Origin of the sequence: Segetibacter sp. (genome assembly GCF_025963695.1) — a bacterium.
Classification (GTDB): domain Bacteria; phylum Bacteroidota; class Bacteroidia; order Chitinophagales; family Chitinophagaceae; genus Segetibacter.
Genome location: NZ_JAOQAH010000040.1, coordinates 1 through 26,800, shown reverse-complemented (window position 1 = coordinate 26,800; position 26,800 = coordinate 1). Strand labels below are relative to the sequence as shown.

Here is a 26,800-nt window from a genome sequence, read left to right as displayed (position 1 = left end):
CAGCATATAGAGTAATTGGAAGACGGTTGGAAGATTTTGAAGTGTAAATTAAAATTGCTGCCATTTAGTTGAAGAAAGACGACGAGCAGGTTTTTGTAATAAGAGTCCCTATTACCCGATTACCCGCTTTGGTAACGATACCCACTTTTCGATTGATAACAAACCAAAATAGTGAAAAATGCAAGCAAAACCAGATTGGGAAAGCGTGCTGAAGCTTTTCAATTATAACCGCGAATATGTGCAATTAGGCGCTTCTCAATTTATTGTATCTCACCCCGAGCCTGTAAGGACAGCAATAGAAAATTTTAGAAGAGAACTTGACGAAAACCGGGTATTGTACACGGAGGAAAAAGAAATGGGAATGATGCAAAGAGTGAGGGAAATTGCAGCAGCGTATTTTGCTGTTCCCAATGCCGATGACATTGCAATGACGGATAGTACTACTATGGGACTGGGCACAATATACACCGCACTGAACTTGCAGAAGGGCCACGAAGTTCTTACTACCAACCACGATCATTACTCCCAACACGAAGCGATCAGGCAGGCGACCCAAAGAAGTGGCGGTAGCTTTAGAAGAATTGACCTATACAAGAATTTGGCAGAAGTTACTACCGAAGAGATTGTAGATTCTGTAGTGCGAAATATTAGTGAACAAACGAGGGTCTTAGGCATAACCTGGGTGCATTCCAGCTCAGGACTAAAATTACCGGTACCGGCAATAACGAAGGCGCTCGCCAAAATAAATGCGGGCCGCGACGCGCAAAATAAGGTCTTACTGTTGCTGGACGGAGTTCACGGATTTGGTACAGAAATGGAAACTTTCCCTGAGCTTGGTTGTGACTTCTTTATTGCCGGATGCCATAAATGGATATATGGGCCCCGGGGAAACGGATTGGTGGCAGCAACGCGTGAGGCCTGGCAACTTGTTAACCCGGTTATTCCCAGTTTTACCGACACAATGGAGGTCGTCATTGCCGAGGAAGAGCGGCCAAAAGAAATGGATGGTTTGCAAATGACGCCAGGAGGTTTTCATGCGCTCGAACACCGTTGGGCTTTGTACGATGCTTTTAAAATGCACCTGGATCTTGGAAAACAACAGGTTTGGGATCGCGTACACCAATTAAACAGGTTATGTAAAGAAGGGCTCGCTGACATGCCACATGTAACACTTCATACCCCTTTGGCCGATGAATTTTCAGCAGGAATTATCTCGTTTGAGGTAGACGGATACACGACACCGGAAACTGTTGAAGCACTACTAAAGAAAAAAGTAGTGGCAACAGCAGCGCCATACAAAACAAGCTGGGCACGTTTTACCCCCGGTATCATTAACTCTGAAGAGGAAGTAATGAAAGGTTTAGAGGCGGTTTATTCTTTGAAGAAAACCTGAATTAACACCTGTTAAAAGAGTAAAAATGACAATAAATGAACCCTTTCTACATCTTGCTTTATTTGCAGCTGGTATTGCTGAATAAAGGTTTATAAGTAGCAGTGAGTGACACAACAATGCTTAATTAAAGCACAAATGCCCGTAAACAAAAAAAACTTCCTGTTTTCCAGGAAGTTTTAAAAGAGGGAGGGCTCTGCCCAATACGTGCGGCTCAGCCCTTTTTCCCAACTTCAACCTAATTTACAATGCAAACTTTATCATCAGCATGTCGCTTAATCCCGTAACCTCTGTACTAGCTATATCAGTTCGCTTTGGCTTTTTTGTTTGTGGCGTGGCGGGCGTTGAGGGTTTGTAACGATATCTTGTACTGTCACCAAGAGTACTGTCACTTTTTTGCAACTCTCTATCTATCTCCTGCAGCTCCCTAAGCTTTTGCTCTTTTTCACGCTGCATTTGCTCTTTGCTTTTCCTAAACTGCTCGATTGTTTCATTGCTGTTTTCGTCATTATTATTGTTGTCATCGTCGTCCTTAAGATTGTCCACTCTTTCCAACCCTTTGGCTGTCATTATATATTCCACATCGTGTCTCCAACGCAATGAAACTGATTCCATATTATTCTCCCAATCCCAAAAATCATTATCCCGTCCCATGTTCACCCTTACGTCGTTGCCCCATCCTACGTTGTCATTAATATATATTCTTTTACCAACCGGTACGGCGACAGTCACAATAACCTGTTGATTTCTAAATTTGCCTCCTTTTGTGATAGCTAAACCTTTGTCCAATAAAAGAAAGCTGTCTCTTTGAACTACGTTATAGTTTATTCTTGAAACTGTTCTTTCCGCTTCGTCTTTACTGCTTCCGTTTGCCATTTTAACCATAAATACCTGGAAACTGTCAGAAGGGGCTTTAATAATCCTTAACCGAACGTTTCTTACATAAACAGTATCGTCGTCTACAGATGCGAAAGGTTCTAGTCTTAGCCAGTTCTGGCTGTAGTACTTTCCGAAAGCGGCAGTCTTTATTTCAAGCTTATTTACATTAGGATTAGGTAAAGCCACTGATTGTTCGGTTGGATAATTCTTGTACCTAAATTCGCTGCTGATAGAAATTATCAGATTTACAAAACAGATAACTCCCAAGATCCAGAATGAGAGAAAGGTTAACCTGATAATACCGCTGTTACCTTTTTTACCGGTAAGCTTTCTAATAATCCAGGTTACGATTGCAATAACAGGAACCCAAATGAAGAAAATAAGTGAGCACCAGGCCAGTATTTCCTGGTAGCGACTATCGAGCACATATGAGTAAGCAGGCAACAAACCGGTCAGTACAACTCCCAGTCCAAACAAACTACCTACTACTGCGAGTAAAATACAGCCGACGAAAAAGTAAACGAAGATTTTTACAATTGCCTTTATTACATGGCCAAGTCCGCCTCCGGATCTTCTTCCTACAGCGCTGGCTTCTGCTCCAAACTTTTTACCTGCGCTGCTTAGTTCTTCGCCCATAGACTGAGCCCGGTCTTTCAGCTCACTCCCAAACTGTTGAGCGCGGTCTTTAAAACCTTCCAGGTCACCCTGGATAGTACTTTTAATATTATTCAAATCCACTTTTTCACCCTTCATCTCCAACTTGTCGGCAGTCGTTTTAGCTTCAGGCAGTATCAGCCAAAGTATTATGTAAACGAATATGGAACCAGGACTAAACGAAAAGCTTAGAAAGTGAGGAAAATCCCACCATCCCCAATGGCCCCAGCGAAAAACGAAAGAAAAGAATGGTATCAGGAACAAAACGCGCGGAACCCATATTTGCACATTAAAATACTGGGCGAGCCCACTACAAACCCCTCCAATTATTTTTGTTTCCGTATCTCTAAACAGCCGTTTTCTTTGAGAACCAATTTGCAAAGAAGAGCTGCTTGGTACAGCTACCCAAAGTATTAAATAGGGAATAAAGGTAATCCCGATAAACACGATAAATAATATGCGGATTACAATAGGGTCTATAGCAAAGTAGTTAGCAATACCACTACAAACGCCGCCCAACACTTTATGGTTTTCATCGCGGTAAAGTCTGCCTCTGCCTGTAGTTCTGCCTTGATTATAAGAATAGCTGCTACTGCTTTCAGCACCCAACTTAGAATGTACTTTTTCTTCGTCAGCTTCAAAATCTTCAGGGCGTCCCATACTGTTGATGATGGTGTTTACATCGGCATCAGTTATGCAAATACTGCCTTTTTTAAGCGTTTCGCCAAAAAGCTCAGCTATACGTCCTTCAATATCATTTATAATTTCATCCTTCCCCTCCTCGTTAGCAAAAAACAACCGGAGGCTTTCAACATACCTCGTCAGCATGTCATAGGCAGTTTCCTCAATTGGTATTACCCTGCCTTGAAAGTTTATGTTAATTACCTTTTTCATAATTCTATTTTTGTGCATTACAAAGCGGTTTGCCTTGTAGTTAGCGTGGTTGGTTAAAGTTGGTTTTCGGTAAGGTTTGATTTTTCAACTCTTGCGGTCAACGTGTTTACTGCGTTGGCCAATTCGTTCCAGGTGTCTTCCAGTTCGCGGTAAAAAGCAAGACCTTTATCTGTCATGCTGAAATACTTACGCGGGGGGCCGCTGTTGCTTTCCACCCATCTGTACATAAGGAAGTCTGCGTTTTTAAGCCTTGTTAACAATGGGTAAAGTGTTCCTTCCAAAATGTTCAGGTTAGCAGCTTTCATCTTCTCCACAATGTCGCTGGGATAAGCTTCTCCCTGGCGAATGATGGATAGAATGCAAAACTCCAATACCCCCTTCCGCATCTGGCTCTGTGTGTTATCAATATTCATAACCGGAGTTTTTTTGTGACCTGCCTATCTTAAAGTCCCGGCAAGTCTTTTTTATTTAAAAATTCTTTTTGCTTCTACTGTTTCTCTTTGTTGACCGTTGTTGTGTCACTCACTTGTACTTTTATCTCTTCATGCTGCTCCTATGTTCGTCGCTAGTCGTTACTCGCTACTGGCTGGTTTTAATCGTCTGTCAGTTTCAGATTTCCGCACCACTTCCACTTGCGACTTCCGATCCCTCCTTTTCGCTTCCAATTCGCCCTTCGGCATTCCATTTCTCCATCAACTATACAAAGATGCTACTTTTTCTAGTACTATGCAATATAAAGTACCTAATATTTTTTAGTAGCAGGTATCCGGCATTAGTAGTTATAGCACGAAAGCCAATACCAGCATGGTTTTTAGAAGAAAAAGCCAAAAACAGAAAATTTTAGTAAAGTGATGAACGGTAAAATAAAGGGATGAAAGAAAGTAGCCTGTATTTTTTTAGCATTAAAAAGTCCGTTTAAGGCAAGAACATTTGGACAATTACACGTAACAATTAAGGATGGAACTGTTTTTTAAGTAGGAATGTAAAACATCGTATTTATCGTTGTTTTCATTATTCACCTTAAAACCATAAATATCCTTGAATTCGACTACCTCGGCTCCAGTATCCCGAAATTTTTACCTTATTGGCCACGGATGTAACGACCTTGATAAGATAAATAAAGCACTCAAGCAAAAAGTGAATGGAATTGAATGTGACCTGTGGGAAGACGACGACAAAAAATGGTGGATCAGCCATGAAGGTCTTTCTAAAACTGATTTGAAGGAATGGCTAAGCCACATTACTATAGCTGAGAAAAAATTTAAGCGGCAGTTGTCTGTAATTGTTTTTGATGTAAAAACTGCCGGGTTATTTAAAGGCGTGCGCGATATTATTAACAGTACCCTTCCCCCCGATTTGCCACGTATTTATTCTACAGCTAAAATAGAGATGGCTCATATTTTCGCCGAAGTGGTTCCGCTGCTTGAACCACATGAAGGAATTGCAGTAGATGAGGAAGACAACCCTGCAGAAGTTGCTGCATTTTTTAGAAAGATTGGTGCTACACAATGCTGGTACGGCAACGGTATTACTTTAATACCATTAAATGAAGAATTTCATGAGTGCATGCAACAAGCTGCACCGATTAGAGATACTACCGGACCTTTCTCAAAAATCTACACTTGGTCTGTTCACCGTACAAAAGCGTTGAGAAAGTACATTGAAGAAGATAAGGTAGACGGAATCATAGTTGGGTTGAACGGAATTCTTTCGCGTCCTGTAAGCAACGCACTTAAGATTATTCGAGACAGCAAAGAAGTGCAACTAGCAGACAGGCGAAGTAAATTATTTTAGCCTCACCATACCTTGAACTTTTTTTTCAAAACAATTTCAAGTACTATTGTGCCTGTTCTATAGATCCGTAGCTCAGTTGGTTAGAGTGCTTCCTTGACATGGAAGAGGTCACCGGTTCGAATCCGGTCGGGTCTACATTAATCTTTCTCGTTCGTTTTCTACTTACAAAGCTTGTCGCAGTACCTGCAGCTGCAAGGCGGGCAAGCAGCATTAGAATGACCACCAAGCACAACTTTTTACAATAACCTGGTCGCTGAATGTTTTAGCAAAACAAATGCGCGGCGGAATGAGTGCTATATTACAACGGAATATTGCCATGTTTTTTTCTTAACCTCTTTACAACCTTATTTTCAAGCATGGCAAATGCTTTTATTAGTTTTTTGCGGGTGTCTTTTGGTTCGATTACTTCATCAATAAATCCGCGCTCGGCGGCAAGGTAGGGAGTAGCAAACTTCTCAGCATATTCTGCTTCTTTTTCTAATAATTTTTGTGCGGGATCTTCTGCTTCTGAAATTTCCTTTTTGAAAATTATTTCGCTGGCACCTTTAGCACCCATTACCGCAATTTCTGCTGTAGGCCAGGCATAGTTCATATCGGCACCGATGTGTTTTGAGTTCATTACATCGTATGCTCCACCATAAGCTTTGCGGGTGATTACTGTTATTCTTGGTACGGTAGCTTCACTTAATGCATATAAAAGCTTCGCTCCGTTGGTAATAATACCATTCCATTCCTGGTCAGTGCCCGGTAAAAAACCCGGTACATCAACCAATACAAGCAGGGGTATATTGAAACAATCGCAAAAGCGGGTGAACCGGGCGCCTTTTTTCGAACTATCTATGTCGAGCACACCTGCCAGGCACATAGGTTGATTCGCAACTATGCCAATACTTCTTCCTGCCAGGCGCGCAAAACCTACGACCAGGTTTTCTGCATACGAACTATGAATTTCAAAAAACGAATCGGCATCACAAATACCTGCAATGACTGCTTTTATATCGTAGGGCTGATGGGTACTTTCGGGAATGATTGTTTCCAACACTTCCCTTATTTCGTCACCAAGGGCGTAGGGAATTTTTAAAGTAGGATCTTCGCAATTTTGGGGCATATAGCTCAGCAGCTTCTTCAACTGGCTTATACAATCCACGTCGTTTAGGGCAGTAAGGTGAGTGACGCCAGATTTTGTGGAATGCGTTGATGCCCCGCCCAGCTCCTCAGAACTTACTGTTTCATGCGTTACTGTTTTAACCACGTTTGGCCCGGTTACAAACATATAACTGGTGTGTTCTACCATAATGGTAAAATCAGTCATTGCAGGAGAATACACAGCGCCGCCGGCGCAAGGCCCCATGATAGCAGAGATTTGAGGAATAACTCCCGAGGACTGTACGTTACGATAAAAAATATCGGCATAGCCACCAAGAGAACGTACGCCTTCCTGTATTCGGGCACCACCAGAGTCATTTAAACCAATTATGGGAGCTCCTCCTTTCACGGCCATATCCATAATCTTACAAATTTTCTCGGCATGTGTTTCTGAAAGTGCGCCGCCAAAAACAGTGAAGTCTTGTGCAAAAACATAGACTAGTCGTCCGTTAACAGTGCCATAACCGGTAATGACACCATCGCCATAGTACTGCTGTTTTTCCATACCAAAGTCTTTAGTGCGGTGTAAAACCAATGCGCCTATTTCTTCAAAAGACCCCGGGTCCATCAATAAATTAACACGTTCTCTTGCAGTCAGTTTTCCTTTCTTATGCTGGGTTTCAATCCTTGCCTTGCCCCCGCCGAGTTTACCTTTTTCGATCTTCTCCTTTAATATTTCAGTCTTTGATTTCATTGTTAGTAAGTTTTGACCTCATCATCCTTCATCTTCTCCCTGAGTAGAAGGATGACTATGTGCAGCACATTGATTTTAGTTTTTTGGCTAAAGAACATTTTTAGTAAGCTTTTGCTGAAGAAAGAAAAACTTGTATAAGAGTGCGACGCAACGATGTTTCATAGTAGCATGATCGTTTGGTCGATAAAAGTGCACTTTTGATATTTAAGCTAATCTTCTTTTCCAGTTGGTTGTTTTATGTTCTACCGCTTTTACCATCTTCTGCTGATTTAACCAATACTTTAATGCTACCAATGCGGCCGCTTCAGCAATTGCTTTTTGTTTTTCTATAAGCAACTCAGGTGTGTAATAATTTTTTACAAAATGGGTATCAAACTTTCCGGAAAGAAAAGCATCGTGTTCAAAAACAAAAGTGCCGAAGGGAAGAGTGGTAGACAAACCCTGGATCTTAAAATCTTTTATAGCAGTCTTCATTTTTTGTATTGCCTCGGTTCGGTCCTTACCATGCGTCACCAGCTTGGCTATCATCGGGTCATAATAAATAGGTATGGGCATACCTTCTTCATATCCATCATCTACCCGAACGCCGTCACCCTTAGGTTTTTTATAAGTGGAAAGGGTGCCGATGGATGGCAAAAAATTATTAAGCGGATCTTCTGCATACACTCTCAACTCTACTGAATGACCGTTGATGGTAAGCTCGTCCTGGGTAAAACTTAATGGCTCACCCCTTGCAATTTTTATTTGCTCTTCTACCAGGTCAATACCTGTAATCATCTCTGTTACGGGATGTTCTACCTGTAACCTTGTGTTCATTTCGAGGAAATAGAAGTTTAGTTGGTCATCCATTAAAAACTCGACCGTGCCGGTACTTGTATAGTTACAAGCTTTTGCCACCATTACAGCAGCTTCGCCCATTTTCTTTCTTATTTCAGGAGTTAGTATAACCGAGGGTGATTCTTCTACTACTTTTTGATGACGCCGCTGAATGCTACACTCACGTTCGAATAGGTGAACCGTGTTTCCATAATTATCGGCCAGCACTTGTATTTCAACATGCCTGGGTGATGTTACATACTTTTCAATAAACACAGATCCATCGCCAAAAGACGCCTCGGCTTCACTAATGGCACGTTGCATTTGCTCTTCAAAATCGGCTTCCTTTTCAACCACCCGCATTCCTTTTCCACCACCCCCTGCAGATGCCTTAATAAGAATGGGATAACCTATCTCGTTTGCGGTTTTTTTTGCAACAGCAATATCGCCTATTGCTTTATCAATGCCTGGCACCATTGGTATGTTATACCCTTTTACACATTCTTTTGCAGCGAGCTTCGAACCCATTACACGCATTGCCTCGGCACCTGGACCAATAAATGTTATTCCTGCCTCTTGAACCTTTTGGGCAAATTCTGCATTCTCGCTTAAAAAGCCATATCCGGGATGTATACCATCAACACCCAATTCCTTGCTGCAAGCAATAATCTTTTCAGCATTTAAATAAGAATTAGCAGAAGGGGCGGCGCCCAGACATACTGCTTCATCTGCGAATAAAACATGTGGCGAACTTCTATCGGCTTCCGAAAAAACCGCAACCGACTGAATACCCATTTTACGAATCGTTCGCATAATGCGCAGCGCAATTTCTCCCCGGTTAGCAACTAAGATCTTTTTCATTGACAAATGGTAATTATGAAAACCCTTCTATTTTTCATTATTCATTATTTCCTCTTCTTATTCCAACTCCACCAGCACCTGCCCTTTCTCAACTGCTTCGCCTGCACTTACAGCAATACGCTTAATAGTTGCTGCTGTAGATATTGAAATGCTGTTTTCCATCTTCATTGCAACCAGTATTAATAATTTATCCCCTTGTTGCACCTGCTGTCCTTCAGTAACGGCAATTTCAAGTACCAGTCCTGGCATGGGTGCTTTAATCTCTTTTATTTGTTTGCCTGCTACAGCATTAAATCCCATTTTATCCAGCATCACGTCTAGTTCATCTTTGATCTGTATGTCAAAAGTTTCTCCCTCTATTTCAATCGTCTGCTTCCTGGCCGCTACGTCCGCTTCAATTAGAGTAGCATTTACAGATTTGCCGTTGGTAAGCAGGTTGAATACGGTTGGAGACTTTTGTACCAGGTCTATTGAGGCAAGTTGTTCTTGTGTAAAAGAAAATTCAAATTCATTAACCTTTACTTTATAAACCGGTGGATTGCTGTCTGACATAAATTTTTAGCGGGAATTCAAGATACGATGATAATATTATGAAACGTAGAGCCGTGCTGTTGTGTTAGTATTTATCGCTTAGGCACCGGAGTAAGTCTTCCAGTTGCATCTTCTACGTGCAGCCTGGTTATATCTAATCCGTCCAACACTATAATGCCTTGCAACGAAGAAAACTTCGCGGGGTCCTGCTTCCAGTACCACACTAGTTTTCCTTTGGCAGCGTACTCTAACACCTGCGTACCGCTTGCCCCAAACTTAGGCCCGTGACCTTGCCAGTTCGCTACCACATAATTACCGTTGTTAAGAACCTGGAAACCTGAGTAAAAATGAGGATGTACTTCCGCAGGGCCTGTTATAGTATCAACCAGTTTTCCGTCCGTGCCAAAAATCTGTAAATTTTTTGAATAGCCACTACTTACAATTGTGTGTCCGTTGCTTAATTGAAGAGCCTGCCAGGCATGGGGCTCGCGCACGCCTGTCACTAACGCCTTCCATATAATATCTCCTTTCATATTTCCCTCGAAAACAACATTATTAGCAGTGATTAAAAAAGTGCCGGATGGGGTTTCGCGAACAAGTCGCAAATAATTGAAGCCCGGGTAAACCATCGTTCTAAGCAGGTTACCTGCGCTGTTAATTTCAACCAAAACAATCCCTTGTTTTCCCTGCCAGTTTAGCCCTCCAAGTAGTGTATTACCATTTCGCAGTCTTCGTGCGGTAATGGTGCCGGCGAACGAAGTATCTTCATATACCTTGCTACCTGTAGAAATCTGCCGCTCTTCGTAGCCCTTTCCGGTACCTATTAAAACCCGACCCTTTCCTACTAATTGAATATCGCGACCAGCAGGTACGGGTACGAACCAGTTTGCAGTAGGATTGGCGATATTAATAAAACTCAGTTGAGACAATCCCTCGTCGCGCAGCAACATCTTCCGCGTGCTATAATTTTCGGGTTTTGTGCTTACTTCTTTTTGCGCCTCGCAATTGGTAAAAAAGGCTGATAGCACGAAAGGGCATATCAACCATAACAAGTATCGTTTCATTTTATCACGGGTGTTAAGAAAAGCTATTGATGTTTGCAATTTTGGTACGAGCTAAATTAACTCCGGTTCATCATTGTTGCGACGCATTACGTTCAACTGTATAAATTAATATAACTGGTCGTTAAGGCAACAGTGGATAAGGATATATAACAACCTCTAAGTTAAATATCGACGTAAAAAAATGTTCTTTTCTTATCTAAACTAAAGAGCGGAAGCGAATTTATACACCTTACCCGTACCATAAGATAGTACAAACAGGTTGTGCTTGCTGTCTTCACCAAAAGAAGATAAGCCACCCGAGATCTTTGCAATAAGCTCGTTTGTAACTGCTTTTTTTTCGCTGTATGTCAATGCCCAAATATTGCCCGAAACGAAATCGCCGTATATGTACTTTCCATTTAATTCGGGTAAACTCTTGTCACGGCAAACATATCCGCCCGTTACAGAATTACCTGTGCTACTTCCCTGTTTGTAACTGGTAATTGGAGAAATTAATCCAGCTTTATTACAAGTATCAGACTTAAAGCATTCGTCAGCTTCCATTATGCGCCAGCCGTAATTTCCACCGTTTTCTATTATATCAATTTCCTCAATCTTATTCTGACCTACATCACCTGCCCAAAGCGTTCCTGTTTGTCGATCGAAGCTAAATCTCCACGGGTTACGTACCCCAAAAGCATAAATTTCTTCCCTGAACCCTTCTTTGTTATTTTTAAAAGGATTGTCTGCAGGTATGCTATAATTCAAACCTCCTGAAGCGTTATTTACATCTATCCGTAAAATTTTACCTAACAACTCCTTCTTATTTTGCGCCCTGTTCCCAGGATCTCCGCCACTGCCACCATCTCCTACTGCGATATAAAGAAAACCGTCATTTCCGAAAGCCACTTTGCCGCCATTGTGGTTAGAGTATGGCTGCAGGTAGGTCAACAGTACCTGCTCACTTTGAGGGTCTGCCATGTTGGGATTTGAAGCACTCACCTTAAACCTGGAAATTACTGACTCCAAAGGTTTGCCCCTGGTATAATTAACATAGATAAAGCCATTGCTTTTATAGTTGGGATGAAAAGCCAAACCCAATAAGCCTTTCTCTCCACCACTCTCCACCTTTTGTTCGATATCAAGAAATTTAGCAGCATTTTTTGCATCAGCCTTATTAGGAAACACCCGGATAACTCCTTTCTGCTCTATTACAAAAATTCTGTCTGTACCATCTTCAGGGCTCACCAATTCTACAGGAAGCTCAAAGCTGAGGTTTTTGAAAGCTTCGGATAGTGTATATTTTTCACCTTCTGCAGACGTGGTTGTGTTTAAAGTATTAGAGCTTGTTGTGGTTTTATCTTCTTTAGTATAAATACAAGTCAAAAAGACCGGGATAAGAACGACCGAAAAAAGCACCTTATTGAATTTCATGAGCAATGTATAAATGATGAAAAATGTGAGTGAAATTATTTAATTTAAGCTACGAAAATCTATTTAACCTGCTATTGGAATTTCAATGCAGAGTCTTTACAGCAGATAGCTCTGAAATTAAAAAAATTATTCCACCCGGTTTAACTTCCTGCGCAATGTCATCCAGCTATTTCAGCGGCAATAAGATAAAAAAGATTAAGGGTAGCTTTGTTATATGGTTATTACTGCTTACTCCATAATAATTACCCTCTTCTGGATTACGGTCACTATTTACTTACTGGTGAACTCCAAAAAAATCACCTACCTAAAAAATATTTCACCAATACCAGCTCTTGCTGAGCCTTCGGTAGCCGTTATTATTGCAGTGAAAGATGAAGAGAAAGAATTGGAGCAGGCACTTACCAGCGTATGTAACCTTGATTATAAAAACTTAAAAATCTTTGTTATCAACGATCGTTCTACTGATCGAACCCCTGAAATCCTTCACAGGATAGCTCAGGCTCAACCGGCACTTTCAGTCATTACGGTTAAAGATCTCCCCAACGGGTGGCTAGGCAAAAACCACGCATTGTACCAGGGATACTGCACCTCTACAGAAGAGTGGTTGCTTTTTACCGATGCGGACATACTTTACCAAAAGCAAGCGTTGAAGAAAGCAATGAACTATGTGCAGTCAAACGGAGTTGACCATTTAACCGCTCTTCCGGAAATCACTTCACGATCATCCCTTTTTAAAAGTGTAATGAACACTTTCGCAGTCATGCTTGAATTAAAACTACGACCATGGAAAGCTTCTGACCCTTTGTCAAATGCTTCTATCGGTGTGGGCGCATTCAACCTTGTAAAACGCACTGCTTACGAAAAAGCCGGAACACATACTGTTATATCACTTCGCCCTGACGATGATCTACAATTGGGAGCACGTATAAAAAAAGCAGGATTACAGCAAGACGTGGTTTATGGTGACAAGGAGATTTCGTTAGAATGGTATACCAGCTTACATGAATTTATTAAGGGGCTGATGAAAAATACTTTCTCCGTTTCCAATTATCATTTACCTACAGTTATTTTTATAGCCCTTATGACTTTCGCAGTTTTTGTTATACCTATACCTGTATTGCTGCTGCAAGGGCCACCAGGATGGTCGATGGCGGCCTCCATCCTGGTGGCACAGATCGTACTAGTGCTCTTCAAAAAAGGCATACAGGGTAAATGGTGGCACGCTTTGATGATCCCTTTTGCTGGTTCCATTACAATATATATTCTATTTAAATCCACCTGCAAAACATTAAAGCAAGGAGGCATTTATTGGCGGGATACCTTTTATCCTTTAGACGAGCTGAAGAAACAGAAGTAGTGAAATTGAGTAACGATGGCTTTTTGATACCAGCCAGGCAACTCCGATTAATCATTCTTGCGACGCATTTCGTTCATCTGTAAATCTGTAATCAGGCTTTCTTACCTAAGCACTGATACGGATATAACCTACTCGTGAATGGTTGTGATGGACGGACAGATCACCAATTAGTATTACAAATTTTGTCTTCAATTGAAGCCATGGAAGCTTAAAAGGTGTTAGTGTCATTAACGCATTTTCAACCGTAAAACATAATTAGTAGCAGTTATAAAAAGTATTGTTTGGTCTGCAGAAAAAGCACAGTTAGCAGAAGCTACGGGCAATTTGATCTTGCCTAATAATTTGCCTGCGTTGTTAAAAATAAAAACACCACCGGGGCCGGTAGCAAACACGTTTCCTTTTTTGTCAATCTTCAATCCGTCGGGGAGCCCCTTGCCTTCACTAATGGCTGAAGAAGCATTGTAAAAAATGCGTCCATTAGTTAAGGAGTCGTTTTCAACATTAAAATGATACCAGAAAGGCTTTGCAGGATCTGAGTTAGCAACCAACAGCATTTTTTCGCCTGGAAAAAAAGCGATTCCATTAGGGCGGGTAATTGAGTCGCACAATAATATTACCTCTCCTGTTGGTTTCGTTTTGTACACTCCCTGGAAAGGAATTTCTTTTAGAGGATCATCCATATTCTTCTCTAATCCATAAGGCGGATCAGTAAAAAAAAGGTCACCGTTTGTATGAAAGACAGCATCGTTTGGGCTGTTTAATTTTTTTGTTTGATACGCCGATGCAAGAGATTTGTACACCGGCTTAGGATTACCAAGATCAGCATCCATTCTTGCTACCTGGCGGTTGCCGTGCTGACATAGCACCAGTTTGCCCTCTCTGTCTAATAACAAGCCGTTCGAGCCTAATTCTGCTTCCCGTTTTATTGCACCTGTATATCCTGAAGGCGACAAATAGTCTTCCGCGCCTTTTTCTTCCGTCCATTTATAAACTTTGTTTGAAAAAACATCAGAGAAAAGCAGCATCTTTTTATCATCAATCCATAAAGGCCCTTCAGTCCATCTAAAACCGTCTGCGATAATCTGCACCTCTGCACCGGGTGAAATAATAGAGTCCAAGGCAGGATCGATGCGTTGAATACTACCGATCTGTTTTGCCTGTTGACAAGAAGATAAAATGAATAACAATGCAGGAAAGAAAATTTTGTTCATAGCAAGAAGTTTGGTTGGATGGCAGGCAATTAGCGTTTTAGTATTATGATGTAAAGTCAAAAGAATTGAAGCTACGTTTTTATAACCCTTAATATACAATTAAAAAAATAAGCGATTACGGCAGCTTAAATCAATTGCATGGTTATTCTTGTGGGAAGAAGTAATGTTACAAACACTGAAAGTCACCGCTTGCTAAAGCTGGTTGAATATGGTTATTACAGATGCAGTGTGCGACGCAAGAAAAGTTGAATAAAGGTTTTTCGCTGATATCATAAAAGCTTACTTAATTGTTTCTAAGCACGTCTTGCCGTGGTTAAAAAACGCCGGTCAGATAGTTGAATTAGCGGCTACCTTCGCTCTTGTTATAAAAAGCTTTTAACTGCTAATAATATGCGTAGCTCCTCTTTTCAATTCAATCAACACGTGCCATGGGAAGACCTTGGAAATGGAATTCATCGCCAGCTTTTTGGTTATAACGAAACGATAATGATGGTAAAGGTGAGGTTCGAAAAGGGTGCGGTAGGCGAACTTCATAGTCATGTTCACACCCAGGTGTCGTACGTTGAAAGTGGGTCGTTCGAGATGACGATTGGTGACGAAAAGAAAGTAATTAAAACAGGTGACGGTTTTTATGTACACCCCAATATTTTGCACGGTACCGTGTGCCTTGAACCAGGTGTTTTAATAGATGTTTTTTCACCCCTTCGCGAAGATTTCTTACATACTACATACCGTTGACGGTTGCATAAGAGGTTAAAGCGTGAAGCGCTACCCGGTTTGAACAAACTTTTATTAGTCTGGAGTAAAAGGGATTATTGAGCCGACTTCAGCAAGATGAGCAACATTGTTGCGACGCTCCGTTTAAACAGCAACGCTTTTAGTAGCGATTTTGGTGGTTATAAACAATCTGTACACGAGATAGAAATATAGAAGTCAGCGGAGTTGTTGTACAAGCTATTAAACCGACATCAGGCGTCCACACCCATTTGCACTTTCACCATCGCCTGGAAAAATGAGAACGTTTTTGTGGATGAATTATATATAACGGAAAGCCCTCCTTGTGGCATCCTTCCATTCGCGAAAGCTTCATTTACACGTTGCTCTATTTCGAGAACGGCTTCTCCTGTTAAAATTTTGTATTGCGCGCCTGGAGTCATAAGATGAACTATTGCGGCATTAGTAGATCTCTAAAAAAATTTGCTTTAAATCGGGGGATCAAGGTGTACCGGCGACCTCAATAACTCTTCCACATTTACGGGTTGTATTTCAAGCATATCGCACCAGCCGATAAAGCGGTCGTATAAGTTATCGAGTGCGGCTTTTTGATGCGGTGTTAACTCCACAGCGTGTGCCCTGCTGATGGTTCTAATAGGCAGCCCTCTTTTTCGGAGGAAGTATTTGGCGCTAAGAGGATAAGCTTCGTGTATTAACGGATCAACCTTTGATACTTCTGATTGCAGCCATTCAACTTTTTCTTTTTTGTCAGGATCGGTAGCATTGTTGCACATCCAAACAAGTATCTCGGGGTAAAAGTTACCTGCTATTGCCGACATACCCTTTGCACCCATTTGCAACGAGTACATTGCGTTAGGTGTGTGTGCATCATAAAACTCGAAACTGGAAAGGTCTTTAGGAACAACCCCCAGTTTTGCCCTTACCTCCTCCACTTCTCTTGTAGTGTCTTTGTGATAAATAAAACGCTCTGTCTCCAATAATTGCCTGAAAACTTTTGCAGGCAAAACTCTTTTATAAGGAGCAGGGCACTCATACAAACCAAGAGGAATATTTTCAGTCAGCTTCAGCATTTTATTGAAGTTGGTCAGCAACACCTCATCATTGTCTTCAACATTGGCGTAGTGCCCGGTAATGAGTATAACGGCATTCACTCCGGTGTTATAGATACGCTTTGTAAACTGCGCTTTATCTTCAATTGTTAACCCAAAGGAACCTGTTGCCACCACCGGTACACGCCCTTTTACATACCTCACAATATGCTGTGTAAGCTGCAGGCGTTCGTCTTCGGTAATGCTATACATTTCACTGCTGAGGCAGTTGGCAAAAAAACCTTTTACACCTGCAGCCAGGTAGAAATCAATTAACCTTGACACTGCATCAAAATCTACCTTGGCCTTTAGGTTGAAGGGAGTAATCATTACCGGTACAAACTTCTTTTCGCTGCTTTTCATACAATTATTTTATTTTATCGTAACCCTTGCGGAAAGAGGTGTAGTCTTTCACCTGAGCAATTTATTCATTTATCAACAGAAAAACTTTAAAGCAGGGAAGAGATTTTTCTTGCTTCAAATCCAGCCCGTTATTTTCTTGCTTTTATTAATATTAATCAAATTCGCTCTCCACTACCTTTTTTGGGGAAAAGGTGATTGAAGTTTACGTTGCTGTGCAGTTAACAACAATCCAACTAAAAAAATAGTGAGCGTACCGACGATGAAGTTTGCTTTTCTCCGACAAGTTGGGCTTGAAATACCTTTTGTAAATATCCATCGTGAAAACTGTTGCTGAAGCATTCATACCTGCAACTAATAGTGCTCAAGATCTTCGTTTAAGTATGTTATTAAATGAACGTTCTTTTAGACATGGATTGGGTTGACAGAGGACTTGCTGTACACGGGTGTGACACAACGATGATGAAAAAAGGTATAATGCATGTAACAAAAAAAGGTAGCCAAAAGCCACCTTTCTTATCTTCAGTTGTGTACCCTTTTAAGATTTTTCATAAGGGAAATTTCTTGCAACTTTACGCATCATTCGCTCCATTACGTGGTTTGCCGAACTGATTACGTCTTCATTCATTTCTTTGTAAAAACGCCACAAAAGTTCGCCATCCGAACCGTTGTAAATCTGCATCGTCAGCGACCCGCTGGCTGTTTTACCAAAGGCAGAACCTAACAAAACAGCTTTGACGATTGCACCGCCTTCGCTGCTGGTTCTTTCGTAGGTGAAGGCACACTTCACTACGGCATCTACTCCCAAAGCTTTACAGATGGAATCATGGGTAACTTCATTGAGCTTGTCGTAAAGACCTTTTTGTTTTAAGAGGGCATTTGTTCTCTCAACATCCTGGAAGCTTACTGTGTAATCGTCTGCCTTTCTTAAAAGATAAGTGTACATGCCTTGCTGCATAGCGCTGGCTAAGTTATTCTGGTCTTGCTCGTTGGCTTCCTTATTAAAATTTTTAGGAAGTTTTTTGTAAGAAATGGTAGCGTTAAAAGGTAGTATCGCTACTTTCTTATGTTTAAAGATTTCTGCCTGTAATTTAGGCGAAGTAAAAACTTGCTTGCTGCCTTCAAACTGTGCTAATGATACATTTGTGATAGCTATTGCCGCTATAAATGTTACAATGTTGCTGAGTTTCATTTTAGATATTTTTTACAAAAAAAGACTTCTAAAACAACTTCATCAAACCGTTCATCCTAAACCACATGTTTATGTGAAGAGCAAAAAAAATGGCGGAACAAGTCCGCCATTTGCAATTTCGAAAAGTAATTTTTTACAATTTAAGTCCAAGAGTAAAACTCCACACACGATTTTTTCCTTTATCATTCGCGGTGTTGTCGGTTCCTGAGTTAATCTTAACCAATCCGTAGCCATAATTTGCGCCAAGGGTAAACCTGGTAAATTCAAGTCCGGCTACTGCGTTTAAGCCATAGTCGAATCTTTTTATCTTGCCATAACCATAGTTTTCTTCCTGCGCGGTTGTGGGATTGTCGTTGCTGTAAACAATATCGCTGCTGCTATAACGGTGTACGCCAAGTGTATAACTATCCACCTTGTTTTTACCGGTAACACCCATGGCGGCATAAGGGCCTGCACCTAAATAAAAGCTGGATGTTTGAGTTAAAGGAATTTTGCCAACAAAGTTTACAGGCACCTCTATGTACATAGGGTTTGAAGTGGCTTTGTAATAAAAGCCGGTATTACCTTCTTTTCCGTATTGCGTTTTTGCTCCTTTACCGGTGTACAAAAGCCCCGGTTGAACAGAGAAATATTCGCCTACCGGAATATCATAAGCAATACCTACCACAAAGGTTTTCAACGCATTTGCCTGGTCTACTCTTCCATTAGAGGTTACTGATATATTGGCAAGGTTTAGTCCGCCCTTTATGATCAAATTACCTTCTTTGCCTTCGGTTGAAGTAGTAGAAGTTGAATGCCTCACTTGTGCCATTACCCCAAGAGACATCATTGAAATTACTGCTGCACTTAATAATTTTTTCTTCATAATCATTTGTTTTGATGTTTCTTGACACATTACGAATTCTATGCCATTTGAAACAAGATTCATCTTTTCCCGAACAGAAGTATGAATATTAGCGGTTTGGGAAACGGTTATCAGCAATTCTGTGAATAAGTTTAATTGAAGACATTACACTATTAACACCTATAAAAGCCCGTTGGGTCAATTGCCTTTTGAAAAATGCTTTGGGGAAGTAGTGTAAAACATCTTTTAATCAATATTGAAACTTGAAAGCAGTGTTATAAAACTCTTTAAAAAGGTCCTGATGAAGCATTGAATAGGATGCGTCCGACCTTAAAATAAAATTTCTACTGGTTCAATTCTTGTAATTTTATGCTGATCATTTAATTAAACTTTGTTGAAATGGCCGGTAAGAAAACGTTGGTATTAGGAGCATCGACTAACCCAGCAAGGTATAGTTATCTCGCAATGAACAAGCTTTCGTCACACAAACATCCGGTGGTTGCCATTGGACTAAGAGAGGGTAAAGTTGGTGATGTGGAGATCTTAACCGGTCAGCCCAGGTTGGAAGATATAGACACTGTTACCTTATATCTTAATCCAACCAATCAAAAGCCTTACTACGATTATATTTTATCGTTGAAACCGAAACGCATCATATTTAACCCCGGAACCGAAAATGATGAACTGGAAGAGATGGCAATGAAAAATGGCATTAAACCAATGGAAGCATGTACGCTCGTAATGCTAGGTACAGGACAGTATTGAAGTACAACAAAACACGTTATAAATCTTCCAACTCAAAAGTCTCCTTCACTCTTATTCCCTTATCAGTCATTTTTAATGTGCAGCATTCGATGTTAGCATCGTGCTCGAAAAATAACACATAATCGTTCTCCAAAGCCTCCTGTAAAAAACCCTTTTTTTCGCCTAAAGTTTTTAAGGGAAACATGTCATAACTCATTACATAAGGCAAAGGCAAATGGGCTGCAGACGGCAAAAGATCAGCCATGTAAACAATGGTTCTGCCTTTATATTTTATTATTGGCAACATCATCGCATCTGTATGGCCGTAGGCAAACTTCAAAGTGATATCTTCATTAAAAATGGAAACGTTTTCTTCTACCGGTGCAAATTGTAGCCTTCCACTTTCCTGCATTGGAAGTATATTCTCTTTTAAGAATGATGCTTTTTCCCGATCATTTGGCTTAGTCGCCCAGGACCAGTGTGGTTCGTTACTCCACAGAGTAGCATTTTTAAAAGCGGAGGAAAGCTGTTCTCCATCACGCACGATAGTTCCTCCACAATGGTCAAAGTGAAGGTGAGTATGAAAGACATCTGTAATGTCGTCTTTGGTAAAACCATGTTTTGCCAGAGAGCCTTCCAGGGTATCGTTTCCATGTAGGTAGTAGTGACCAAAAAATTTTGCATCCTGTTTATTACCCATCCCGGTATCAATCAAAATTCTTTTATCATCTGTCTCAATTAATAAACATCTTAAAGCCCATGTACACATATTGTTTTCATCCGCAGCATTAAGTTTGTTCCAAATACTTTTTGGCACTACTCCAAACATTGCTCCTCCGTCTAATTTAAAAAGACCGGCATTAATTGAATATAATTTCATCGTACTAAGTTTATAACCCGTGCTTGTTTTTCTTTTTGTAAAGTAATAAACAAACAAATCAGGCCAGCAATAAAAAAAACAATGAGTGTGATTACGGAGTTTCGCATGTTGCCTGTAAGCTGCTGCACCAATCCGAAACTAAACATCCCAATTACGATAGCTATTTTTTCAGTCACGTCGTAGAAGCTGAAGAAGGAGGTGGTGTCGTGCGTATCGGGCATTATCTTTCCATATGTTGACCTACTTAATGATTGTATTCCTCCCATAACCAGTCCGACAGAAACTGCGAGCATATAAAACTGCATTTCGCTTGTTATGAAATAGGCGCTGATACATATGACCACCCAAATCATCACCACCAACATCAGTACCTGGAAATTACCAAAGCGTTGAGAGAGTTTTGCCATAATGTATGCCCCCGCAATAGCAACGATTTGTATTATTAAAAGGGAAATAATCAATTTTGGAGTTGGTAAACCAATGACCTGGCTGGCAAATAAAGTTGCAGCAAGCATGACCGTTTGAACCCCCATGCTGTAAAAGAAAAATGACAACAAAAAGCTTTTTAGTACCGGCATCTCCTTCACTTGTAGCCAAACTTTATTTAATTCCTTAAATCCATTTGTAAAAATATTATTGGCTTTGTTTTGCAGTGCTGCTGTTCCTTTTGGCAACCGTGCAAAAGTTATTTGTGCGAAGCCCATCCACCAGATACCAACCAATAAAAAAGATAAACGGGGAGCAAATGAACTGTCCTTAATTCCAAACCATTCTGGCTTTAAGACAAATGCGAAGCAAATTAATTGTAACAAAACGCTGCCTATATAACCATATGCAAATCCTTGTGCACTAATCCTGTCTTTGTCTTCGTCAGCAGCAATTTCAGGTAGATAGGAATTGTAAAAAACAAGACTTCCGCAATAGCCGATAGCGGCAAGTATGCAACAAAGAATTCCGAGTGAAAGCGTTTCTCTTTGAAACCAATACAAGGCACAACACGATAGTCCTCCGAGGTAACAAAAGAACTGCATGAAACGTTTCTTGTTGCCCTTGTAATCAGCAATAGAGGAAAGCACCGGAGAAATAATCGCAATTAAAAAATAAGCTGTTGCAATAGCATAATTATATAGAGATGCACTTTCAAACTCTGCTCCTAAAAGTTGCAATTTGTGGCTTACTGTGTTTCCTGTTTTTGTGGTTGTAATGGCATCATAGTAAGCAGGAAAAATAGTGGTAGTAATAACGAGGTTGTATGCGCTGTTGGCCCAGTCATACATGGCCCAGCCATTAATAACTTTTTTAGAAGCAGTTTGCATAAATGCTTTTTTGGTTATTAAAGATAGGGAAGAGGAAAGAGGATTTTTCTCGTTTTTATGATGCTATCTGCGATACACCCATAAGCCGTATTTAATAACCCTATCAACCTCTTCTCAAAAGCTCGAGCTGCGGGGCTTCGTTGCCGGAAAGAGATAAAGGTGTGATTGCTCAATAAGGAACACAATGTACAAGTGTGCGACGCAACGATGTATCATAGTTGCAATGAAGCCGGCCCTAAAAAACCTTAAACCCCAAACCCTCAACCTTCTTCTCTACTTCAAATACCCAAAGAAAATTAACGCGAGCAGTGCTGCTCCAACAATTATACGATACCAACCGAAAAGCTTAAACCCATAGCGCTGTAAAAAACTGATGAAAAACTTTATAGCTAATAAGGCTACAACAAATGCTACCACGTTTCCAACTGCCAGCATAACCAGGTTTTGTTTGTCTTGTAAAACGGCCGGGTTTTCTTTAAAAGTCTTTAGCAGTTTATAGCCCGTGGCTGCGGCCATTGTAGGTACCGCCAAAAAGAAAGAGAACTCTGCAGCGAGGCGGCGGGTAAGGCCTTGCTGCATACCGCCGATGATAGAGGCTGCACTACGGCTAACGCCTGGTATCATAGCAATACACTGCCATAAACCAATAATAAAACTTTTAGTGTAAGTAATGTTTCTGTCCTTATCAATCGCCTGCTTGTCAAACACCTTATCAATAAACAGCAAGATAAAGCCCCCTGCCAATAAGGTTATTGCTACCGTTGTAGGACTTTCTAATAGTTCATCAATTTTATCTGATAGTAAAAAGCCAATAGCCAAAGCCGGAATAACAGCTACAATAAGCTTTAAATAAAACTGCCATTTAGAGAAATCGAAGAACTTCCTCCAGTACAAAACCACTACGCTAAGTATGGCTCCAAGTTGTATCGCTACGGTAAAAAGCTTTACAAATACATCATCTTTTGGCAGCATCAACAACCGCTCTGTTATAATCATATGCCCTGTAGATGATATTGGTAAAAATTCGGTTATACCTTCTACAATGGCAATTATAATACTTTGGATAAGAGTCATAAGGTCCGTTTCGGCGTTTTGATGATTTTGAAAAAAAGAATAAAAAAGGCGATGAATTTCATCGCCTGAAGATTTTATAGAAAAATATTATTGATGCGCTTTTGGCCTTTTAAAGATGGCATAAATCTCGATAACCAAACCAGCCAAAATAAGAATCGGAGCGATTGTTATACGCGTGGTACTGTACACAAGTTTGGCATCAAATTGATTAGGATCAGGATTTTTTCCACCAGACATTATAAACATTCCGATAGCAACTACAACTGCCCCAATAATCATCCATTGGTAATTGTCTTTTTCAAACAAAGGAAGCCTGGCAGTTTGTTTAGCAGCAGTATCTCTTATTGATGCAGTGTGTGAAGTAGAAACTTTTTTTTCAGCCATGTTATATTATTTAGAAGATGTAAGTTAAAACAATTAAAAGAACCAGAGATTGAGCGATCGGCAAACCTATCAATAAAGGTCGTCCAGGCTCATCTTAAGGTATTTGATAACACTACGATGAGTACTAAATAGCGAGATGCCGACGCCGATTAAGATCATTCCGCCAAAGAGAATTAATGTTAGCCTTGTGTCCCTGATCATGCTCAGTTGCGGAAACTGCCTTTCTGCCCACTGTATTAAAATAAGCAATAACACAATGGCAATAACAGAACTTATCAAGCCATTTAAAATTGCACGAAAGTCCATTGGACGAGCAATAAAACCCCGTGTTGCTCCAACCATTTGCATTGTCTTTATTAAAAAACGATTGCTAAACATTGCCAGGCGAATGGTGTTGTCTATACTTACAATTACGATGGTACAAAGCACCACAGCTACCACAATAAATATTAATCCCAGTTTACCAGAGCGCTCGTTTAAATTATTTACAAGCAACTTGGGGTATTGAAGTTCATCCAGCTGGCTCCCGAATTTGCCAACAATGTCTGCCGAAATTTTATTCAAACTATCCTGGTTAACGTAGTTCGATCTTGCATAAAAATCTATGCTTTCAGGCAGAGGATTATAGTCTAGTATTTGAGCCCAGTCTTCATTATTACCCTCTTTGCTCCAAATGGTTTTTGCAGCTTCTTTATTAATGTACTGCACATTTTTAGCATAAGGTTGCGCCGAAATGTATTGCTGTATCTGGTTAATCGTATCCTTATTCGTGGTGCGCAGGTAAGCGCTTATTCGAATATCCTCTTTAAAAGAAGAGCCGGCAGATTTGAAGTTTAGAAATATCCAACCTAAAATTCCCATAATTAAAAGAACGAGTGCCACACCTACAATACTATAAATATAGCTTGGTTTACCGCGTTTGCTCGATGCTTTTCCAAATTGCGCCATGTTGGTTATTTAGAGTTTAGTCAGGTTGCAAATGTAGTGGATTGAGCTCTAATAGCTTACTTTTGCTCGGCCTTGAACCATTTGCTTAAAGCGGGTAAATTACATACTAAGTGTATTAAAGCAGTTAAAAAAGTGTTAGTGTTTTTTCAGGTAGCCAGCTTATAAATACTAATTAAGCATTCGTTGCGTCGCACACTTGTACTTTTGAAATTGCCTCAACCCATCAGGAAGGTGTAAGGTATAGGGTAGAAGGCTTAGGGAGGAAACCAGTAGGCGTAACGGTAAATGATAACCACAGTAGCATAAAAGCAGGATCGTAAGGTTAATAAGTAAAAAAAAATAGTATAAATAAAAGTATAAGGGCTGGTATAAGTAGCGTAAGGTTTTCCTTAAACCTTACACCTTATACCCTACACCTTATATCAAAACCCATCAGGAAGGTGTAAGGTAAAGGGTAGAAGGCTTAGGGAGGAAACCAGTAGGCGTAACGGTAAATGATAACCACAGTAGCATAAAAGCAGGATCGTAAGGTTAATAAGTAAAAAAGAATAGTATAAATAAAAGTATAAGGGCTGGTCTAAGTAGCGAAAGGTTTTCCTTATACCTTACACCTTATACCTTACACCTTATATCAGACCCATCAGGAAGGTGTAAGGTAAAGGGTAGAAGGCTTAGGGAGGAAACCAGTAGGTGTAACGGTAAATGATAGCCACAGTAGCATAAAAGCAGGATCGAAAGGTTAATAAGTAAAAAAGTATAGTAAAAATAAAAGTATAAGGGCTGGTCTAAGTAGCGAAAGGTTTTCCTTAAACCTTACACCTTAAGCCCTACACCTTATATCAACAATCATGGAATACAACTTTAGAGAAATAGAAAAAAGGTGGCAGCAGCAATGGAGAGATAGTGGTGCTTATAAAGTAAGCAACGAGAGCGATAAGCCAAAGTTTTATGTATTGGATATGTTCCCTTACCCAAGCGGGGCAGGTCTGCATGTTGGTCATCCGTTAGGATATATAGCAAGCGATATCTATGCAAGGTTTAAAAGACTGAAAGGTTACAATGTGTTGCACCCTATGGGCTTCGACAGCTTCGGCCTGCCAGCAGAACAATATGCATTAGAGACAGGACAACATCCTGCAGTAACCACAGAAAAAAATATAGCACGATACAAAGAGCAGTTAGATAACATTGGCTTCTGCTACGACTGGAGCCGCGAGGTAAGAACCAGTGACCCGAAGTACTATAAATGGACCCAATGGATCTTTCTTCAATTGTTTGATAGCTGGTACAACCGCAAAAGTCAAAAGGCTGAACGTATTGCTGTTTTAGCAGGCATTTTCGAAAAAGAAGGAAACGCTGATAACGAATGTCCCGGCGATCGGAAGCTTCAGTTTACAGCAGAAGAATGGAAAGGCTTCGACAACCAAAGACAGCAGGAAATCCTGATGGACTACCGCCTTGCTTTTTCTGCATTCGGCGAAGTAAACTGGTGTGAACCTTTAGGAACCGTACTTGCTAACGACGAAGTGGTAAACGGCGTAAGCGAACGCGGCGGACATCCGGTTGTGAAAAAGAAAATGCGCCAATGGTATTTGAGGATAACAGCATATGCCGATAGATTATTGCAAGGATTGGAGCAGGTAGACTTTAGCGATTCGATGAAGGAGATGCAAAGGAACTGGATAGGAAAATCGCAGGGAGCGGAAGTGAAGTTTAAAGTGAAAAGTGAGAAGCGGGAAGTAGAACAAATGGTTGTGTACACCACCCGCCCCGATACTATGTTTGGAGTAGATTTTATGGTAGTGGCTCCTGAACACGAAATGGTTCACCGGATAACAAGTTCTCAACAAAAGGATGAAATCTCCAAATACCTCGAATACGTAAAATCACGCAGCGAAAGAGAGCGACTTGCTGAAGTCAAATCTATTACCGGCGCTTTCACCGGGGCTTATGCAATCAATCCATTTGATGGTCGTGAAATTCCTATTTGGATCTCTGAATATGTGTTGGCTGGTTATGGTACCGGCGCTATTATGGCGGTCCCTTGTGGCGACCAGCGTGACTTTGCTTTTGCAAAACATTTCAATATTCCCATTACAAATATTATTGGTGATGCCTACAACGGGGAGGAAGCTAACCCGACAAAAGATGCCATTTTACAGAACTCTGATTTTTTAGATGGAATGGTGATGAGAGATGCTATCAACGTTGTAATTGATAAGCTGGAGGCAATGGGAATTGGTAAACGACAGGTCAATTATAGAATGAGAGATGCCGGTTTTAGTCGCCAACGTTATTGGGGCGAACCTTTTCCAATAGTATATAAGGGTGGAGTTGCATTTGCTTTAGATGAAGGCCAGCTGCCGGTAGAACTTCCTTATGTTGATACTTACAGCGCCGGTCCTGAAGGTGAAGGTCCGTTAGCGAATTTGGCTGATTGGATAATAGCGCCGGGTGGCGGAACCCGCGAAACGAATACGATGCCTGGTTATGCTGGTTCATCATGGTATTTCCTACGGTACATGGACCCG

The 26,800-nt window shown here is 40.7% G+C and carries 23 protein-coding genes and 1 tRNA gene; 7 read left to right on the top strand and 17 right to left on the bottom strand.

The window, feature by feature from the left end; genetic code table 11:
* Nucleotides 1-178: 178 nt before the first annotated feature.
* On the top strand, nt 179-1,393 hold the full coding sequence (locus JWR87_RS06855) for an aminotransferase class V-fold PLP-dependent enzyme (RefSeq protein ID WP_297817357.1): 1,215 nt from the start codon (nt 179-181) through the stop codon (nt 1,391-1,393).
* Between the two features lie 240 nt (nt 1,394-1,633).
* Here the strand turns inward: JWR87_RS06855 and JWR87_RS06850 are convergent, their stop codons facing one another.
* Nucleotides 1,634-3,817 carry a PspC domain-containing protein gene (locus JWR87_RS06850; protein WP_297817353.1) on the bottom strand — a complete coding sequence of 728 codons (2,184 nt, stop codon included), beginning with the start codon at nt 3,815-3,817 and terminating at the stop codon, nt 1,634-1,636.
* A gap of 53 nt (nt 3,818-3,870) precedes the next feature.
* On the bottom strand, nt 3,871-4,230 hold the full coding sequence (locus JWR87_RS06845; protein ID WP_297817349.1) for a PadR family transcriptional regulator: 360 nt from the start codon (nt 4,228-4,230) through the stop codon (nt 3,871-3,873).
* A gap of 625 nt (nt 4,231-4,855) precedes the next feature.
* Between JWR87_RS06845 and JWR87_RS06840 the strand changes: the two genes are divergently transcribed.
* Together JWR87_RS06840 and JWR87_RS06835 are read left to right on the top strand one after the other, a co-directional pair.
* On the top strand, nt 4,856-5,611 hold the full coding sequence (locus JWR87_RS06840) for a hypothetical protein (RefSeq protein WP_297817347.1): 756 nt from the start codon (nt 4,856-4,858) through the stop codon (nt 5,609-5,611).
* 61 nt (nt 5,612-5,672) lie between these two features.
* Nucleotides 5,673-5,746 (top strand) — tRNA-Val (locus tag JWR87_RS06835).
* 163 nt (nt 5,747-5,909) lie between these two features.
* Here JWR87_RS06835 and JWR87_RS06830 read toward each other — a convergent pair.
* From JWR87_RS06830 to JWR87_RS06810, 5 genes are all read right to left on the bottom strand, one after another.
* A complete protein-coding gene (locus JWR87_RS06830) occupies nt 5,910-7,451 on the bottom strand; it encodes an acyl-CoA carboxylase subunit beta (protein WP_297817344.1) in 1,542 nt (513 codons plus the stop codon).
* Between the two features lie 204 nt (nt 7,452-7,655).
* Nucleotides 7,656-9,128 (bottom strand): acetyl-CoA carboxylase biotin carboxylase subunit, encoded by a 1,473-nt coding sequence (gene accC / locus JWR87_RS06825; RefSeq protein ID WP_297817341.1) that lies wholly within the window; start codon nt 9,126-9,128, stop codon nt 7,656-7,658.
* A gap of 57 nt (nt 9,129-9,185) precedes the next feature.
* Complete coding sequence (locus JWR87_RS06820) at nt 9,186-9,680, bottom strand: biotin/lipoyl-containing protein (protein ID WP_297817338.1); 495 nt, start codon at nt 9,678-9,680, stop codon at nt 9,186-9,188.
* A 71-nt stretch (nt 9,681-9,751) separates the two neighbouring features.
* Complete coding sequence (locus JWR87_RS06815) at nt 9,752-10,723, bottom strand: hypothetical protein (RefSeq protein WP_297817335.1); 972 nt, start codon at nt 10,721-10,723, stop codon at nt 9,752-9,754.
* A gap of 201 nt (nt 10,724-10,924) precedes the next feature.
* Entirely contained in the window at nt 10,925-12,136 is a 1,212-nt protein-coding gene (locus JWR87_RS06810; RefSeq protein WP_297817332.1) for a PQQ-dependent sugar dehydrogenase, read from the bottom strand.
* A 214-nt stretch (nt 12,137-12,350) separates the two neighbouring features.
* On the opposite strand from JWR87_RS06810, the gene JWR87_RS06805 reads away from it, so the two are divergent.
* On the top strand, nt 12,351-13,493 hold the full coding sequence (locus JWR87_RS06805) for a glycosyltransferase family 2 protein (protein ID WP_297817329.1): 1,143 nt from the start codon (nt 12,351-12,353) through the stop codon (nt 13,491-13,493).
* A gap of 227 nt (nt 13,494-13,720) precedes the next feature.
* Here the strand turns inward: JWR87_RS06805 and JWR87_RS06800 are convergent, their stop codons facing one another.
* Complete coding sequence (locus tag JWR87_RS06800) at nt 13,721-14,704, bottom strand: SMP-30/gluconolactonase/LRE family protein (RefSeq protein WP_297817326.1); 984 nt, start codon at nt 14,702-14,704, stop codon at nt 13,721-13,723.
* A gap of 390 nt (nt 14,705-15,094) precedes the next feature.
* Here JWR87_RS06800 and JWR87_RS06795 point away from each other — a divergent pair, with 390 nt between their 5' ends.
* Nucleotides 15,095-15,442, top strand: coding sequence for a cupin domain-containing protein (locus tag JWR87_RS06795; RefSeq protein ID WP_297817323.1), 348 nt, complete (start codon nt 15,095-15,097; stop codon nt 15,440-15,442).
* Nucleotides 15,443-15,672: 230 nt separating this feature from the next.
* On the opposite strand, the gene JWR87_RS06790 is transcribed toward JWR87_RS06795, so the two are convergent.
* The 4 genes from JWR87_RS06790 to JWR87_RS06775 form a co-directional block, all read right to left on the bottom strand.
* On the bottom strand, nt 15,673-15,861 hold the full coding sequence (locus JWR87_RS06790; protein ID WP_297817320.1) for a DUF1737 domain-containing protein: 189 nt from the start codon (nt 15,859-15,861) through the stop codon (nt 15,673-15,675).
* Between the two features lie 45 nt (nt 15,862-15,906).
* Nucleotides 15,907-16,890, bottom strand: a complete 984-nt coding sequence (locus JWR87_RS06785; RefSeq protein WP_297817317.1) for a dihydrodipicolinate synthase family protein — start codon at nt 16,888-16,890, stop codon at nt 15,907-15,909.
* 535 nt (nt 16,891-17,425) lie between these two features.
* Nucleotides 17,426-18,079 carry a hypothetical protein gene (locus JWR87_RS06780; protein WP_297817313.1) on the bottom strand — a complete coding sequence of 218 codons (654 nt, stop codon included), beginning with the start codon at nt 18,077-18,079 and terminating at the stop codon, nt 17,426-17,428.
* Nucleotides 18,080-18,212: 133 nt separating this feature from the next.
* Nucleotides 18,213-18,944: a porin family protein gene (locus tag JWR87_RS06775; RefSeq protein ID WP_297817310.1), complete on the bottom strand. Its 732-nt coding sequence runs from the start codon at nt 18,942-18,944 to the stop codon at nt 18,213-18,215.
* Nucleotides 18,945-19,322: 378 nt separating this feature from the next.
* On the opposite strand from JWR87_RS06775, the gene JWR87_RS06770 reads away from it, so the two are divergent.
* The gene (locus tag JWR87_RS06770) at nt 19,323-19,688 is read left to right on the top strand and encodes a CoA-binding protein (protein WP_297817307.1); all 366 of its coding nucleotides are present in this window, start codon (nt 19,323-19,325) and stop codon (nt 19,686-19,688) included.
* Nucleotides 19,689-19,704: 16 nt separating this feature from the next.
* On the opposite strand, the gene JWR87_RS06765 is transcribed toward JWR87_RS06770, so the two are convergent.
* The 5 genes from JWR87_RS06765 to JWR87_RS06745 all read right to left on the bottom strand — a co-directional run bounded on the left by JWR87_RS06765 (nt 19,705) and on the right by JWR87_RS06745 (nt 24,269).
* The gene (locus JWR87_RS06765; protein ID WP_297817304.1) at nt 19,705-20,547 is read right to left on the bottom strand and encodes an MBL fold metallo-hydrolase; all 843 of its coding nucleotides are present in this window, start codon (nt 20,545-20,547) and stop codon (nt 19,705-19,707) included.
* Complete coding sequence (locus tag JWR87_RS06760; protein ID WP_297817301.1) at nt 20,544-21,863, bottom strand: MFS transporter; 1,320 nt, start codon at nt 21,861-21,863, stop codon at nt 20,544-20,546. The genes JWR87_RS06765 and JWR87_RS06760 overlap by 4 nt, the downstream gene beginning before the upstream one ends.
* 273 nt (nt 21,864-22,136) lie before the next feature.
* Nucleotides 22,137-22,937, bottom strand: a complete 801-nt coding sequence (locus JWR87_RS06755; RefSeq protein WP_297817298.1) for an undecaprenyl-diphosphate phosphatase — start codon at nt 22,935-22,937, stop codon at nt 22,137-22,139.
* A gap of 87 nt (nt 22,938-23,024) precedes the next feature.
* Nucleotides 23,025-23,321: a DUF3098 domain-containing protein gene (locus JWR87_RS06750; protein WP_297817295.1), complete on the bottom strand. Its 297-nt coding sequence runs from the start codon at nt 23,319-23,321 to the stop codon at nt 23,025-23,027.
* Nucleotides 23,322-23,390: 69 nt separating this feature from the next.
* Complete coding sequence (locus JWR87_RS06745) at nt 23,391-24,269, bottom strand: permease-like cell division protein FtsX (protein ID WP_297817293.1); 879 nt, start codon at nt 24,267-24,269, stop codon at nt 23,391-23,393.
* A gap of 848 nt (nt 24,270-25,117) precedes the next feature.
* Between JWR87_RS06745 and JWR87_RS06740 the strand changes: the two genes are divergently transcribed.
* Nucleotides 25,118-26,800, top strand: a 1,683-nt coding sequence (locus JWR87_RS06740; protein ID WP_297817289.1) for a class I tRNA ligase family protein, incomplete at its 3' end; no start/stop codon positions are given.

Bases quoted from the DNA above. Each gene is read 5' to 3' on its own strand.
- JWR87_RS06855 (WP_297817357.1), top strand. From the start codon at position 179: ATGCAAGCAAAACCAGATTGGGAAAGCGTGCTGAAGCTTTTCAATTAT.
- JWR87_RS06850 (WP_297817353.1), bottom strand. From the start codon at position 3,817: ATGAAAAAGGTAATTAACATAAACTTTCAAGGCAGGGTAATACCAATT.
- JWR87_RS06845 (WP_297817349.1), bottom strand. From the start codon at position 4,230: ATGAATATTGATAACACACAGAGCCAGATGCGGAAGGGGGTATTGGAG.
- JWR87_RS06830 (WP_297817344.1), bottom strand. From the start codon at position 7,451: ATGAAATCAAAGACTGAAATATTAAAGGAGAAGATCGAAAAAGGTAAA.
- accC (WP_297817341.1), bottom strand. From the start codon at position 9,128: ATGAAAAAGATCTTAGTTGCTAACCGGGGAGAAATTGCGCTGCGCATT.
- JWR87_RS06820 (WP_297817338.1), bottom strand. From the start codon at position 9,680: ATGTCAGACAGCAATCCACCGGTTTATAAAGTAAAGGTTAATGAATTT.
- JWR87_RS06815 (WP_297817335.1), bottom strand. From the start codon at position 10,723: ATGAAACGATACTTGTTATGGTTGATATGCCCTTTCGTGCTATCAGCC.
- JWR87_RS06810 (WP_297817332.1), bottom strand. From the start codon at position 12,136: ATGAAATTCAATAAGGTGCTTTTTTCGGTCGTTCTTATCCCGGTCTTT.
- JWR87_RS06805 (WP_297817329.1), top strand. From the start codon at position 12,351: ATGGTTATTACTGCTTACTCCATAATAATTACCCTCTTCTGGATTACG.
- JWR87_RS06800 (WP_297817326.1), bottom strand. From the start codon at position 14,704: ATGAACAAAATTTTCTTTCCTGCATTGTTATTCATTTTATCTTCTTGT.
- JWR87_RS06795 (WP_297817323.1), top strand. From the start codon at position 15,095: ATGCGTAGCTCCTCTTTTCAATTCAATCAACACGTGCCATGGGAAGAC.
- JWR87_RS06790 (WP_297817320.1), bottom strand. From the start codon at position 15,861: ATGACTCCAGGCGCGCAATACAAAATTTTAACAGGAGAAGCCGTTCTC.
- JWR87_RS06785 (WP_297817317.1), bottom strand. From the start codon at position 16,890: ATGAAAAGCAGCGAAAAGAAGTTTGTACCGGTAATGATTACTCCCTTC.
- JWR87_RS06780 (WP_297817313.1), bottom strand. From the start codon at position 18,079: ATGAAACTCAGCAACATTGTAACATTTATAGCGGCAATAGCTATCACA.
- JWR87_RS06775 (WP_297817310.1), bottom strand. From the start codon at position 18,944: ATGAAGAAAAAATTATTAAGTGCAGCAGTAATTTCAATGATGTCTCTT.
- JWR87_RS06770 (WP_297817307.1), top strand. From the start codon at position 19,323: ATGGCCGGTAAGAAAACGTTGGTATTAGGAGCATCGACTAACCCAGCA.
- JWR87_RS06765 (WP_297817304.1), bottom strand. From the start codon at position 20,547: ATGAAATTATATTCAATTAATGCCGGTCTTTTTAAATTAGACGGAGGA.
- JWR87_RS06760 (WP_297817301.1), bottom strand. From the start codon at position 21,863: ATGCAAACTGCTTCTAAAAAAGTTATTAATGGCTGGGCCATGTATGAC.
- JWR87_RS06755 (WP_297817298.1), bottom strand. From the start codon at position 22,937: ATGACTCTTATCCAAAGTATTATAATTGCCATTGTAGAAGGTATAACC.
- JWR87_RS06750 (WP_297817295.1), bottom strand. From the start codon at position 23,321: ATGGCTGAAAAAAAAGTTTCTACTTCACACACTGCATCAATAAGAGAT.
- JWR87_RS06745 (WP_297817293.1), bottom strand. From the start codon at position 24,269: ATGGCGCAATTTGGAAAAGCATCGAGCAAACGCGGTAAACCAAGCTAT.